This is a genomic window from Streptantibioticus ferralitis, assembly GCF_029223525.1.
Lineage (GTDB): Bacteria > Actinomycetota > Actinomycetes > Streptomycetales > Streptomycetaceae > Streptantibioticus_A > Streptantibioticus_A ferralitis.
In genome coordinates this window covers 25266-38678 of the sequence record NZ_JARHTQ010000007.1, presented here as the reverse complement: position 1 = coordinate 38678, position 13413 = coordinate 25266, and the positions used below count along the sequence as shown (strand labels likewise).

Genomic DNA, 13413 nt, shown 5'->3' with positions numbered 1-13413 from the left:
GGGAAGCGCCTCTCGGGTTGAACGGGTCTGTCAGGGCAGGAAGTTGCCGGCTCAGGCGCCTGCGGTCAGCGTGCGTACCGCGCGGGCGAGGTTGCTCTCCAGCTCGTCGCGGGTGTCGCCGGTGGCGACGACGAAGCCGTGCCGGTTGCCGGACTTGCGGACCTCCGGCGGGAGCTGCCCCGCCGGTACGGCGATGCCGACCTCGGTGACCCCGGGCAGCGAGCCGACCGGCCCGGTGTCGATGCCGGGCATGGGCACCGTCCGGTCGAAGGTGACGTACCGGATCCCGGCGACGCGGGTACGGGTGGGCTCGGTGGGCACCGGGAGGCCGAAGACAGCGGACATCGCCTGCTCGAAGACATCCTCGCCGAGAGCGAGTTCCAGCATGTCGCTGATCCGATCGCCGCCGGGGCGGCCGTGCGACTCGATGAGCCGGGGCCCGGCCTCGGTCAGCATGATCTCGGTGTGCGAAGGGCCGTAGCGGTAACCCGCCGCGTCCAGCGTGGCGGCGACGACCTCGGCGATGGCGGCCTCCTCGGCCGGGCGCAGGCGGACGGGCAGTGTGTGGCCGGTCTCGACGAAGTGCGGTGCGCCCGTGGTCATCTTCTCCGTGATGGCCAGGATGCGGTGACCGGCGGGCGAGCTCATCGCCTCCACGCTGTACTCGGTACCGGTCAGGAACTCCTCCACCAGATGGGGGGTTTCGAAGTCGAGCGCGGTCAGATAGCGCTCGGCCTCGACCCGGTGGGTCAGGTAGCGCACGCCGGAACTCCCGGTGCCGTCCACCGGTTTGACCACGCAGGGGAGACCGATCCGTTCGATCGCCGGGCGGATCTCCTCCTTCGCCCGGCACGTCACGTGGGCCACCGGCACCCCGGCCCGGTCGCCTACCGCGGCCCGCAGCTTCGCCTTGTCCTTGAAGGCTTCGAGCGCCTCCGGCGGGTTGCCGGGCCATCCCATCCGGCGGTTGACCACGGCGGACACCCCGCTGCCGAGTTCACCGAAGCCGAAGCAGCTGACCGAGCCCGACAGGCCCAACGCCGTTAGGTGCGCGATGAGTTCGTCGGGGTCGGTGTCCCACGGGGTACGGAAGACCGGCCCGGGCACGCCTTCGGGTTCGGGTGTGCCGGGCAGGGCCGCGACGACCATGGTGACGCCGAGCTTGCGCGCGGCGCCGATGACGAGGTCGCGCGGGTTGAGCAACACGGCGGTGTGCTGGGTGTCATCGGGCCGCGCCGCTGGGTTCCGCTCCGGGCGGGGCGGCAGGCCTGGGGTCTCGGCTGGCGGCACGGGGCGCTCCCCCTGGGACGTTGCTGGAGGCATGGTGGGCACGATCTTTCGGTAGGAGGAGGCAGAGCGCCGCCGCGATGACGGACAGCCCGGTGATCACCAGCCAGACCCCGCTGCCACCGCGCAGCGTCTGCAGCAGGTAGCCGCCCATGCTGGCGCCGAGCAGGCTCCCGCAGGCACCGGCCGCGCTCATCGTGCCGAGCGCGCGCCCGGTGCCACGCTTCGAACTCGCCTTGATCGCCTGCTCGTCGAGGCTGGGCCCGACCAGCATCTCCGCGGCCGTGACCGGCAGCACGAAGACCAGCAGCGAGAACCAGCCGGCGCGCGGGATGAGCGCCGCGTACGCACAGCCGAACGCGAGGAACCCGAGGACGAGGAGCGTACGGGTGGCGGTCCGGCGGAACACATGGCGCAGCAGTGTGTACTGGCACAGCACGACGAGCGCGCCGTTGACCGTGAAGACGACCGAGATCGCGGCGGTGCTGCCGGTCATCGCACGCGCGGTGATCGGCATGACGACGTTCAGCTGGCTGTAGATCGCCCAGTAGGCGACGCCGATCAGGCACAGCGGCGCCCACTGCCAGCGCGCCCAACGTGGCGCTTCCGGTGCGCAGTCATGTGCCGCGGCGCCCGCGACCGGTCGCGGCCGGGGCCCCGCCGCGACCGGCCGGAACACCAGGCGCAGGCCGAGGACCAGGTGCGAGAGCACGCAGGCGCCGAGGATGAACGGGAAACCGAGCGGATAGACCGCCGCGCCCAACGCCGGGCCGAGCACCACGCCGATGTTCACGAACGTGGCGCGCAGCGCCAGCATGGTGCGCGGCTCGACGCTGTCCTCCGACACCAGCAGCGTCTTGATCGACAGCCCGAGCATCGACCCGCCGACGCCGATGGTCACGATGCCGGCCAGGATCGGCGTCAACCGCGTGCCGCCGCCGAGGCTGAGCAGCAGATAGCCGACGATCCGCAACGCGAACCCCGCCATCATCACCCGCCGCGCGCCCATCCGGTCCACCAGCAGCCCGCACAGGAGCGAGAAGCCCTGGCTGGAGAAGGCGAGCAGGCCCACGAGGAATCCCGTCCGGCTGGCCGGGATGCCCTGCGCGGTGAGCTGGATGGCCAGCAGCGGCAGGAACATGAACGTCGTCAGGCCGGTGAAGAGCACCGCGATCAGCAGGGTGCGTCCGGTCGGTGACGTCTGCCGCCACGTCTTCACGGGTTCGGCCCTTCGTGGCTCGGCCGTTCGCGCAGGTGCGCCAGGAGCCAGTCCTCGACTTCCAGCAGCCGCCGCTCGACCTCCTGGGTGTCGGCGCCCCGTACGATCGCGAAGCACAGGTTGGATGTGCTGTTCTGGGGCGTGGCGCCCGGCGCGAGTTGCTTGTTCACCTGGTAGTGCCGTACCCATTCGAAAGGCGGGCTGTCCGGTGCCCGTACCGGGCGGCCCTGCGGCACGATGGCGACCGAGCCGTGCAACTCGGCCGGCGGTGCGCTCGGCGGCGGGTCGACGGGCAGCCCGCACGACAGCCGCAGCCAGGTGGTGAGCAGGTCCAGGCCGTAGGTGGCGCGGGTCAGCGCGGGAATGCGGGATCCGCCGACGCGTGAGGCGATCTCGCACAGCACCAGTTCGTCCTCGGGGGTGTGGAACACCTCAAGGTGGTAGGCGCCGGTCGACGGGGTGTCGAAGGCCCCGAGCGTGGTGTCGAGGAACTCCTCAAGCCGTTTGGCGAGTTTGTCCTGAGGGTGCAGTTGCAGCGAACCGTTGTTCTGCCCGGACAGAACGCCAAGGCAGTTGCGCAGGTACCGCGAGGACGCCACGAACCGGTAGTCGTCGGCCAGCACCGCGTCGACGTGGTAGATGTCGCCCTCGACATAGCCCTCGACCATGAGGTCGTCACGCCAGTGGCGACGGCTGAACTCGACCAGTTCGTTTTCGTCGCGCAGCACCACGATGTCGCGCGAACCGCCCTGCTTCACCGGCTTGACGACGACGGGGTAGGCGTTCTCGGCGATGAAGTCGGTCAGGTCGTTGATCGCCTGGAGCCGGGCGAAACGCGGTGTGGCGACGGCGCGTTGGGCGACCTCCTTCATGACCACCTTGTCGCGGAACGACAGCGCGCTGGCCGAGGACTGGCCGGGGATGCCGAGGTCCTCCCGGATTCTGGCGGCACGTTCGAGGTCGTATTCGTTGTCCGTGATCAGGTGGGTGAACCGCCGCTCCCGCGCCAGCTGCCGGATCTTCAGTTCCGGATACGGTACGAATTCGCAGTCCGGCACGTACTCGTAAAGCGCGAAGTCCGCCGTGTTCGCCAGGTCGTTGTGGCTGAGGACATGCAGTCCGTCGACGAGTTCCGGGAGCATGGCGGCATAGTCGTTCAGCGGACCGTAGTTGATGACCGCGACGTTGGCCATTTGAATTCTTTCCTTCACGCTATGAGGCCTGGAGCACCAGTTCCGGCAGGTTGTCCTGCACGCTGAACGGCCTCCTGGACCAGTTCGCCGTGCACCACGGACCGGTGATGTCGGCCAGGTCGGAAATGACGATCGGGCGGTACTCCGGGTCTTCGAGGAGCGGCCCGTCCGCGGGGAACACCTTGTCCACGTAGCGGTGTCCGGGATCGGCCGCCATGAACACGATCGGTCCGCCCGTGGGCTCGGTGGAACGCAGGTGGCGCGCCACCTGCCAGCCCGCTCCCGCGGAAAGCCCGGCGAAAACACCGGTGGTGGAGAGCAGATGACGGCAACCGGCGGCGGCGACGTCGAAGTCCAGCCAGTGGATGTCGTCGTAGGCGCGGTAGTCGATGTTGTCGAACCGGATTCCGCTGCCGATGCCCGCGATGATGAACCCGTCGAGGGGAACGGATTCCGAGCCGAACGAACGGCTACCGAACGGCTGGATGCCGGCCACCCGCACCTCGGTGCACGAGGCCCGCAGATAGCGGCTCATCGCGCCGGTCGACGCGCCGGTGCCGACCCCGCCGACCAGCGTGATCTCGTGCGAACCCAGCTCGCTGACCAGCGATTTGGCCACGCTCTCGTAGCCGATGTAGTGCACGTCGTCGTGGTACTGCCGCATCCAGTAGGCGTCCGGGTGCTCGTTCAGGTACGCGTGGACGAGCCGGACGCGGGTCTCCTGGTCGTGCTTGAGGCTCTCCGACGACGGAACCTGGTCGTAGGTCGCGCCGAGGTACTTCAACTGGGTCCTGATCGCCGCGTCCACCGCGACGGAGGCGAAGATATGGCACTTCAGGCCGAGTTCACGGCAGACCAGGGCCAGCGCATGACCGTAGATGCCGCTGGAGCTGTCGACCAGCGTCTGCCCGCGGTGGATCACTCCGCGGGCCAGCAGGTCCTTTACCGCCGCATAGACCGAAGTAACCTTCATTACTTCGAAACGAAGAACGTAGATCCTGTCGTCCAACTCGATCAGGTCCGGTTCGGCCAGTTTCTCCGCGAACGTTCTGTACACTTCGAAATCCTTTCCGGATGAGTCGCGTTCAGCTGTGCCCGCGGTAATTCGAGGAACTCGGAGTGCCGTCAGGCCCGGCAGACGCGTGGCGCCCGAGGTACGGCCGAGAACCTAGGAGCGGCTCGCCGCCGCCGTCAAGAAGTCATGTCAAGTCGGTGGTTGGAATGTTGAACCTGACAAGGTTCCGGGTGCCGCGTGGACAGAGTTGACGGTGCCGCAAAGGATGGACCGCCATGGGAAGCCTGCCTACATCTCATACTTACCGCCCAGAACCTCACGCCCACGAAATTGGGACCGGACCGCACCTGCCCGAACCCGATCAACGCGTCTGCGACACGGTCCTGACACGCCCCCGGCTGCACCCGGACCGTACCGCCGTGATATGCGGGGACGACACCGTTTCGTACCGGGAACTCGCCGCCATGGCACTGGACGTCTCCCGCCGACTGAACGCCGACCAGACGTACGCCAGTTCACGCAGAATCGGGATCCAGGCGTACCGTACGGCCGGTGCGCCGGCCTATCCGCTTGGCGTCGCGCTGTCCGGCCGGTCATTCGTCTTCCTCAATCCGGAATCCCCGGAAAGCGCCGTCCGGCATATCCGCTCCTCGGCCGGGGTGTCGGTGGTCGCCGATCCCCGCAGCGGCGAACTGCGGGAGCTTTCCGGGGGCGGCGCGGACGTCGGGCCCGCGGCTACCCGGCCGAGCCCGGAGGACGAGGCCTATGTCCTCTACACGTCCGGGAGCAGCGGCAAGCCGAAGGGCGTGTCGGTCTCCCAGCGCAACCTGGCGAACTCCAACGCCGCACGGCTCGCGGTGTACGAGGGGTTCGGCACCCCCACCTTCCTGCTGCTGTCGCCGTTCTACTTCGACTCGTCGGTGGCCGGTGTCTGGGGCACCCTCGCCGCGGGCGGCACGCTGGTGATCGCGCGCGAGGACGAGCGGCGTGATCCGGCGGCGCTCGTCGGGCTCATCGCACGGCACCGGGTCACACACACCCTGACCGTACCCAGCTTCTACGCGGAGCTGCTGCACACCGCTCGGCAGAACGAGCGGCTCGTCGCCGACCTCGCGTCACTGCGGTTGGTGATCTGCGCCGGCGAGTCGCTCGCCCAGGGGGTCATCGAGCAGCACTTCTCGCTGCTGCCGGATGTCACCCTCGGCAACGAGTACGGCCCGACCGAGTGCACCGTCTGGGCCACCTACCGGCTCTACGAGAAGGCCGACGGCTCCAGCATCGGGTTCCCGATCCCCGGCACCTCGATCCACCTGCTCGACGACCGGCTGCGCGAAGTGCCGATGGGCGAGGTGGGGCAGATCGCCATCTCCGGCAGCGGGGTGACCCAGGGGTATGTCGGCGCCGAGCGGGAGACCCAAGTCAGGTTCGTCGACATCGAGTTGGCACCCGGGCGGACCGTGAAGGTCTATCTGACCGGCGACCTCGGCCGCTGGTCGGCGGTGAACGGACTGGAGTTCGCGGGACGGCTGGACAACGAGGTGAAGATCCGCGGCGTACGGGTCAACATCGAGGCGATCGAGGAGTCTTTGGTGGCGCATCCGGATGTGCAGGCCGCCGCGGTGGCGCACGACGGTGACACCTCGACGTGCTACGCCTTCGTCGTCAAGGTCGCCGGCGCGCGTCTCGACGCGGCCTCGGTGCGCCGGCAGGCGGCCGCGGCACTCGGCGCCGCCGTTGTCCCGGACCGGGTCGTGTTCGTCGACACACTGCCGAGGACCGCACACGACAAGATCGACCGGTCCGCGCTGCTGGCCTCGGTCCGCCCGGCCGCGCCGACCCCGGCGGCCGAGCCGGCCGACGCGGCCCAGGCGGTCGCGGACGACGCTCTCGCGACACAGATCACCCGGGCATGGGAGGAGGTCCTGGGCGTGTCGGTGAACGGAGCCGAAGCAAGCACCTTCTTCGAGCTCGGCGGGAACTCCCTGACCGTGCTCCGACTCTCCCGTGCGCTGGGCAGGATCGCCGGTCGGCCGGTCGCGGTCAAGCAGGTGTACCGCTGCGGCACGATCCCCCAGCAGGTGGAGCTGCTGTCCAGTCTCTGAATCGTTCCGGCCCACAACGCCGCCGCACCGATGGGTACTTGCCATGTCCGCACTGACCTCCATCAGGCGCTTCGCCCCCCAACCCGGCGCCGACCAGGCCGTGTTGTGCTTTCCGCACGCTGGCGGGTGCGCGTCCTTCTTCCGTTCCTGGTCGTCGCTGCTGCCGTCGGCGCAGGTGTGCGCGGTGCAGTACCCCGGGCGGGAGGACCGGATCGCGGAGCCGACGGCGGCCAGTCTGCTGGAGCTCGCCGAGTCGGTGGCCGAGGAGATCCTCGCCGAGCCGACGCGCTTGTCCGTGCTGTTCGGTCACAGCATGGGCGCATACGTCGCCTTCGAGGTCGCCCACTGTCTGCAGCGGGCCGGAGCGGCCGTGCCGACGCTGGTGGTGTCCTCCGCCGCGGCGCCCGCCCTGCGTCCGCCGGTCCCGTTCGAGAGCTCCGCGGAGGTGCTGGCCTACCTCGAACGCTATGAACCGGTGAGCGCGGAGATCCGCGAGGACCCGGAACTGCTCGACCTGATCCTCGACTACATCAAGGGCGACCTCCGCCTGGTCGCCGAGTACCGGGAACACACCGGAAAGCGGATCGACGCCCGGCTGGTGGCCGTGGTCGGCGCGGACGACGTCCCGGAGATCCGCTCCCGGTTCACACCGTGGCGGGGCCACACCGAAGCCGAGTTCGTCCCGATGGTGACCCCGGGCGGGCACTTCTACCTACGCACCGATCCTCCGGCCCCGCTGATCCTCGCCGAGCTCGCTCGGTGCCTCGCCACGGTCGGTACCAGTTCTGGATGGGAAGCGATATGAGGCACGACATCAGCCACCTCGTCGACGGCGCGACATATCGGTACGGCAACCCGTTCGCGCTGTGGCGGTGGATGCGGGAGAACGAGCCGGTGGTCTGGCACGAACCCGGGATCTTTCCCGGGTTCTGGTCGCTGACCCGGTTCGACGAGGTGAGGGAAGTGCTGCGGGACGCGACGACCTTCAGTTCGTCATCGGGCATCCTGCTGCGGCCGCTGGCACAGGGCGAGGACCCCGGCAGCAACCGTACCCTCGCGCTGTCCGACCCGCCGCGGCACAACGTGCTGCGAGGGGCGATCGCGGGCTGGTTCGCGCCGCGTAACCTGCGGCTGCTGGCGCAGTCCCTGAACTCCGCGGCGCACTCCATCGTGCGGGAAGCCGTGCGGGCCTCGCGGATCGACTTCGTCACCGATGTCGCCGCGAAGCTGCCGCTGGAGGTGGTCTGCACCTTCCTCGGCATCCCCGACGAGGACCGTCCGTCCATCGTGGAGTGGTCGACGGACGCGTTCTGCGCCGGCACGGCCGAGGAGCGCAGCATCGCCCATCTGCAGATCCTGGACTACTTCGGCGACCTGGTGGAACGGCGGCGCGTCGAGCCCGGCGAGGACCTGGTGAGCGTCCTGGCGGGCGTGCGGTTCGAGGGCGAGCACCTGCCCCTCGACGAGGTGGTGCTCAACTGCGACAACCTGCTGGTCGGGGGGACGGAGAACGTACGTCTCGCGATGTCCGGCGGCATGCTCGCACTGCTGGAACGGCCGGAGCAGTGGGCGCTGCTGCGCGACGGCTTCGACGACGTGGTGGACAGCGCGGTCGAGGAGATCCTGCGTTGGACATCGAGCGCCACGCACATCCTGCGGCGTGCGCAGCGGGATGTGGTGCTCGGCGGACAGCGGATCCGGCGGGGGGACCTGGTGGTGTGCTGGCTGACCTCGGCCAACCGCGACCCGGCGCAGTTCGCCGACCCCGATGTCCTCGACGTCCGCCGCACCCCGAACCGTCATCTGGCGCTGGGCGCGGGCCCACACTACTGCGTGGGGACACAGCTGGCGAAGCTGGAAATCCGGGCGGTGCTCGGGGAGTTCTTCGCGCAGGTGGGGCAGGTGGCCGTCGACGGCGAACCCGAGTACCTGGACTCCATCGTGGTCAACGGCCTGCGCAGGCTCCCGCTGCGGCTGACCGCGGCCGATCGCGTACCGTCTTCCGCCCACCGGACCCTGGCGGGCATACCCGGCTGACCCCGGCGAAGGGGCAACCGGGCGGGAGACGGCCGCGAGGTGTGTCAGCTGTCCGCGGCCGAGCGGCGACGGGCCGCCAGGACCAGACCCGCGCCAGGTCAGCGCGACGGCGCTGCCGCCGACCGCCCACGGTGTGGCGGGGTTTGCGCCGGTCTCGGCGAGTTGGGCGCCGTCACCGGAGGGGGTCGGCGCCGCGCCGGAAGTGCCGAGGTCCGACGCGCCGGTGCCGCCGTCGGGGTTGCCGCCCCTGGAAAGCGGCCGGGGCTATCGCGGCGGCAGCCACGGCCGCCGCGAACCGGTGCAACTTCAGGTGGAACAACCTCTGTTCAGACGGACATCGGGATTCACAGCAAGATCACAGAAATCGTCATACGGGATCAATGTCCGTCTCTGGCCGGGTGATCCGGGCAGTGCCCGCGCTCAGGTACGGGTCGCGATGCCGCAGACGTCCGGGTGGCTGATGTCGATCGGCTGGCTCGCGTCGTACGGATCGTGGGCCGGGCCGGTGGGCAGTTGGGACGGCAGGTCCTCGGTGAACTGGGGGTGCGGGTAACCGTCGTAGACCCCGTTGCAGCCGACGTTGGTGGTGTTGGTCGCCTGCGAGAGGATCCAGAGCTTGCCCGGGGTCATGTTCCACTGGGAGGCGTCGGCGACCACACGGATGTCCATGGTCCGCCGGATGATGCTGCGGACGACCTCCTGGGTGGTGCCGTCCGCCTTGCTGAAGGGATAGACGAAGGTGTAGTCGGTGTGCACCTCGAGTGAGCCGTGCTGGCCCTCCTTGAAGGTCATCAGCCCGTGCGTCTTGACCACTTGGCCGATGAAGCGCAGTTCCTTCGGGTTGTAGCGGCTGATGAACCCCAGCGGGTCCCGCCCCTTGGCCGGCGCCTTGAGTGAGGCGTTCATCTGGTCAAGGGTCTTCGTCTCCAACGGGTCGAGAAGGTCGAACGCCGTCTGCGGCCGCTGTCCGCGCAGCGTGTTCTGGTCGAGGTCGGTCGCCACGAGGTAGTTCTTGATGTCACCGAGGGCCTGGGCGACCTGAGTTCGGGTCAGCGCGCCCACCGGCTTGGCCTCCGGCAGCGCGATGCCGTCGGCCCCGTCGGCCCACTTCTCGGCGGGAGAACCGGCGAACGGGGCGGCATCGGCGCTCGGCGTCGGCGCGCCCGTGGTCGGCGCGGCGGTCGCGGGCGCCGTCGGCGCGGTGGAGCTACCGCCCGATCCACCGCGCACCCACGACAGCGCCGCGGACGGATTGAGCGCGATCGCGGCCAGCCCGGCGGCCAGCAGGGCGGCCAGCGCGTTGCGCGCCCAGTTCGGCACCTTCCGGCGGCGCCGGAGCGGGATCACGTTGGGCGCCGCCCGCCACGGCTCGGCCCGCTTCCTGCCCTTGCCCTCGCCCTTTCCCTTCCGCGCCCCGGCGGCCGCGTCCTCGCGCCGCAACCGCTCGGTGACGATGCGCGCCCGCGCGGACGGTTCCTTCGGCGCCGAATCACGGATCGCGCGCTCATCGTCCTGCAGGAACTTCTCCCACACCTCGTCGAGTACCGGGGAGTCCCCCTCCGGCGGTCTGGGCGGCTCGCCGATGGACGGCGGTTCAGCGGTCATGGTGCTGCCTTGCTCTCGTACGCGGGCGGTGTACTGGCGACAGCGGTCACCACCGCACGTGACACCACGTGTTGAGGAGCCCCCCACAGGCCAGTCGAAGAACCCCTGTTCTACTGGCGGCCGTGGTATCCGGACAAGATCCGCCCGCCAGATGCGCGGGTGAGGTGAGCCACTCGGGCTCTGCCGCGGGCAGCGGCCTCGGAGGCTTCGGACCCCGGCTTGAACCCCCCTTTACCCGGATCGAACCTACGGTGACGTAACCTACGGCGCCGTAGGTATGCTGCATCACCCCCGTTTCACCTGGAGCCGCTGTGACCACTGCCATCGTCCGTCCCCGCACCTCGGAAGGGTGGAGCGACGCCCAGCTGCTGCACGCTCTGGAGGAGGTGGTGGAAACCGAGCTCAACCGCCACCTCAAGGTGGCCAAGGAGTGGATGCCGCACGAGTACGTGCCGTGGAGCGACGGCCGGAACTTCGACGGTGTGCTCGGCGGAGAGGCCTGGGCCCCCGAGCAGTCCAAGGTGTCGGACATCGGCCGGATCTCGCTGGTGCTCAACCTGCTGACCGAGGACAACCTGCCCAGCTACCACCACGAGATCGCCACCCTCTTCGGACGGGACGGCGCCTGGGGCACCTGGGTGCACCGGTGGACCGCCGAGGAGGGCAGGCACGCCATCGTGATGCGGGACTACCTGCTCACCTCCCGTGCGGCCGACCCGGTGGAGCTGGAACGTCTGCGCATGCAGCACATGTCGGCCGGTTTCGAGGCCGACAACAGCCACAGCATGCTGCACTCGGTGGCCTATGTGGCCTTCCAGGAACTGGCCACCCGTATCTCGCACCGCAACACCGGACTGCACGCCGGTGATCCGGTGTGCGACCGGATGCTCGCCCGGATCGCCACGGACGAGAACCTGCACATGGTCTTCTACCGCAACCTGCTGGCGGCGGCCCTCCAGCTCGCGCCCGACCAGGCGATGCGGGCCGTGGCGGACGTGGTCACCGGCTTCCGGATGCCCGGGCACGGCATGCCCGGCTTCGAACGGGCGGCGGTCAGGATCGCCATCGGCGGGATCTACAACCTGCGGATCCACCACGACGACGTACTGCTGCCGGTGCTGCGCCATCTGAAGGTCCTGGAGATCTCCGGGCTCGGCGCCGAGGGGCTGCGGGCACAGGAGGAGATCGGCCTGTTCATGGGCGAACTGGCCGATCAGGCCCAGCGGTTCGACGAACGGCGGGCCGCCTTCCTGGCCCGGCGCCGCAACACCTGAGCGGTACGAACCGGCACGAGAAGCCCGCACGACCCGAGCAAGTCGACGGCGGCGGCGCCTCGTTGGCGGTCCAGCGGCCAGCCGCCGCGTACCGCCGAGCAGGCGCCGCCGATCCGAAGGGGGCATCCGCCGCCGAACCCGGGGAACCGGCACACCGGGCGTGCAACCGCCAGCGGCCGGCCGTGGTCTGTACTCCATGAAGGACCCGCGGCGCCACCTCGGCGCGCGCGGAGCGGCTGATGGAGCGGGATGGCGAAGCACGACGTTCGGAACGAGATCGCATACGGGGCGAAGCGGCTGCGGGCCACCACCGTCTACGTGGTGGCGTTGCTGCTGACCGCCTGGTGGCTGGGCGGCCAACCCGCGGCCGAGCAGGCCCGCTTCATGCGGCACAACAGCAGCAACGTGCACCATATGGAGGTCGGCAAGTGGTGGACCCTGTTCACCAGCGGCCTGGTGGTCGACGGTGTCCCGGTACTGCTCGGCGTGGCGGCCGTCGCCGCCGTGCTGGGCGCCGCGGAATGGCGGTGGGGCGCCCTACGGGCCGTCGGGGTGTTCGTCTACGGCCACCTCAGCGCGACGCTGCTCACCGAGGGCGCGCTGTGGCTGATGCGCATCGCCCACATGCCCGGGATCACGACCCGTGCCCGTGACGTCGGCATCAGCTACGGGTTGGTCACCACCGGGGCGTGTCTGCTCGCGCTCGCCGGAGGCAGACTCCGACGGTACGGTCTGCCACTGCTCACCGTGGTCCTGACCGCCGCGTGGCTGTACGACCAGCAACTCGCGGACGCCGGGCACCTGATATCCCTTGCCCTCGGCTGCCTGGCGGCGCGCACCCGGTGGCTGCGGGCCACCCGGCCGGCCGAGCCGCGGCGCTTCGCCGAATCTCAGTCGCCCGCACCTGCCCCGCTGCGTACCCTCGACGCATGAGCACGCACAGGCCGCTTGTCGTCGTCCTCAGCGGCGCGGGGATCTCCACGGATTCCGGAATCCCGGACTACCGTGGGCCGAACGGTCTGTGGCGACGCGATCCCGAGGCCGAGAAGCTGGTCACCTACGACCACTACATGGCGGATCCGCGGATCCGCCGCCGGGCGTGGCGCATGCGGTGCGACAGTCCGACGTTGCGGGCCCGGCCGAACGAGGCGCATCGGGCAGTGGTCCGGCTGGAGCGCTCCGGCGTGCCGGTACGGGTGATCACGCAGAACGTGGACGGCTTGCACCAGCAGGCGGGGATGCCCGCCAGGAAGGTGCTGGAGTTGCACGGGACCGCCCGCGAAGTGGTGTGCACGGGGTGTGCGGCGCGCTCCGCGATGGCGGAGGCGCTGGAGCGGGTGCGAGCGGGCGAGCCGGATCCGGCGTGCGACCGGTGCGGCGGGATCCTGAAGTCCGCCACGGTGATGTTCGGTCAGGCGCTGGACCCCGAGGTGCTGGGACAGGCGATGGCCTTCACGAAGGCCGCCGAGATCTTCATCGCGGTCGGCACCAGCCTCCAGGTACAGCCCGCCGCTTCCCTGGCCGGGCTGGCGGCCCAGCACAACGCCCGCCTGATCATCGTCAACGCCGAGCCGACGCCGTACGACCCGGTGGCCGACGAGATCGTCCGCGATCCCATCGGCACGGCGCTTCCCGCACTCCTGGCCGTCATCGCAGAAGAACCGGGCGCGGCGTGAGGCCG

Annotated in this window: 11 protein-coding genes; 6 read left to right on the top strand and 5 right to left on the bottom strand. The window is 69.7% G+C overall.

Annotated features, from left to right (window positions below; all coding sequences use genetic code 11):
- Window positions 1-51: 51 nt before the first annotated feature.
- The 4 genes from P2L57_RS12880 to P2L57_RS12865 are packed head-to-tail and all read right to left on the bottom strand — an operon-like array spanning window position 52 to window position 4756.
- Complete coding sequence (locus tag P2L57_RS12880; RefSeq protein WP_275813068.1) at window positions 52-1290, bottom strand: ATP-grasp domain-containing protein; 1239 nt, start codon at window positions 1288-1290, stop codon at window positions 52-54.
- Complete coding sequence (locus tag P2L57_RS12875) at window positions 1223-2506, bottom strand: MFS transporter (protein ID WP_275813065.1); 1284 nt, start codon at window positions 2504-2506, stop codon at window positions 1223-1225. Before P2L57_RS12875 ends, P2L57_RS12880 begins: the two co-directional genes overlap by 68 nt.
- On the bottom strand, window positions 2503-3699 hold the full coding sequence (locus P2L57_RS12870) for an ATP-grasp domain-containing protein (protein WP_275813062.1): 1197 nt from the start codon (window positions 3697-3699) through the stop codon (window positions 2503-2505). Before P2L57_RS12870 ends, P2L57_RS12875 begins: the two co-directional genes overlap by 4 nt.
- 19 nt (window positions 3700-3718) lie before the next feature.
- Window positions 3719-4756 (bottom strand): pyridoxal-phosphate dependent enzyme, encoded by a 1038-nt coding sequence (locus tag P2L57_RS12865; RefSeq protein ID WP_275813059.1) that lies wholly within the window; start codon window positions 4754-4756, stop codon window positions 3719-3721.
- A gap of 233 nt (window positions 4757-4989) precedes the next feature.
- Here P2L57_RS12865 and P2L57_RS12860 point away from each other — a divergent pair, with 233 nt between their 5' ends.
- Genes P2L57_RS12860 through P2L57_RS12850 form a run of 3 tightly spaced genes read left to right on the top strand, consistent with a single transcriptional unit; the run spans window position 4990 to window position 8853 of the window.
- Window positions 4990-6816 (top strand): non-ribosomal peptide synthetase, encoded by a 1827-nt coding sequence (locus P2L57_RS12860; protein WP_275813056.1) that lies wholly within the window; start codon window positions 4990-4992, stop codon window positions 6814-6816.
- 43 nt (window positions 6817-6859) lie between these two features.
- Window positions 6860-7621 carry a thioesterase II family protein gene (locus P2L57_RS12855; protein ID WP_275813053.1) on the top strand — a complete coding sequence of 254 codons (762 nt, stop codon included), beginning with the start codon at window positions 6860-6862 and terminating at the stop codon, window positions 7619-7621.
- Window positions 7618-8853 (top strand): cytochrome P450, encoded by a 1236-nt coding sequence (locus tag P2L57_RS12850; protein ID WP_275813050.1) that lies wholly within the window; start codon window positions 7618-7620, stop codon window positions 8851-8853. Before P2L57_RS12855 ends, P2L57_RS12850 begins: the two co-directional genes overlap by 4 nt.
- A 420-nt stretch (window positions 8854-9273) precedes the next feature.
- On the opposite strand, the gene P2L57_RS12845 is transcribed toward P2L57_RS12850, so the two are convergent.
- A complete protein-coding gene (locus P2L57_RS12845; RefSeq protein ID WP_275813047.1) occupies window positions 9274-10458 on the bottom strand; it encodes a hypothetical protein in 1185 nt (394 codons plus the stop codon).
- Between the two features lie 311 nt (window positions 10459-10769).
- Here P2L57_RS12845 and P2L57_RS12840 point away from each other — a divergent pair, with 311 nt between their 5' ends.
- From P2L57_RS12840 to P2L57_RS12830, 3 genes are all read left to right on the top strand, one after another.
- On the top strand, window positions 10770-11732 hold the full coding sequence (locus P2L57_RS12840) for an acyl-ACP desaturase (RefSeq protein WP_275813044.1): 963 nt from the start codon (window positions 10770-10772) through the stop codon (window positions 11730-11732).
- Between the two features lie 249 nt (window positions 11733-11981).
- Complete coding sequence (locus tag P2L57_RS12835; RefSeq protein ID WP_275813041.1) at window positions 11982-12665, top strand: rhomboid-like protein; 684 nt, start codon at window positions 11982-11984, stop codon at window positions 12663-12665.
- The gene (locus P2L57_RS12830; protein ID WP_275813038.1) at window positions 12662-13408 is read left to right on the top strand and encodes an SIR2 family NAD-dependent protein deacylase; all 747 of its coding nucleotides are present in this window, start codon (window positions 12662-12664) and stop codon (window positions 13406-13408) included. Before P2L57_RS12835 ends, P2L57_RS12830 begins: the two co-directional genes overlap by 4 nt.
- Window positions 13409-13413: the final 5 nt, after the last annotated feature.

Coding starts and splice junctions, on each gene's coding strand:
- P2L57_RS12850 (WP_275813050.1), top strand. CDS start 7,618: ATGAGGCACGACATCAGCCACCTCGTCGACGGCGCGACATATCGGTAC.
- P2L57_RS12860 (WP_275813056.1), top strand. CDS start 4,990: ATGGGAAGCCTGCCTACATCTCATACTTACCGCCCAGAACCTCACGCC.
- P2L57_RS12830 (WP_275813038.1), top strand. CDS start 12,662: ATGAGCACGCACAGGCCGCTTGTCGTCGTCCTCAGCGGCGCGGGGATC.
- P2L57_RS12855 (WP_275813053.1), top strand. CDS start 6,860: ATGTCCGCACTGACCTCCATCAGGCGCTTCGCCCCCCAACCCGGCGCC.
- P2L57_RS12845 (WP_275813047.1), bottom strand. CDS start 10,458: ATGACCGCTGAACCGCCGTCCATCGGCGAGCCGCCCAGACCGCCGGAG.
- P2L57_RS12835 (WP_275813041.1), top strand. CDS start 11,982: ATGGCGAAGCACGACGTTCGGAACGAGATCGCATACGGGGCGAAGCGG.
- P2L57_RS12870 (WP_275813062.1), bottom strand. CDS start 3,699: ATGGCCAACGTCGCGGTCATCAACTACGGTCCGCTGAACGACTATGCC.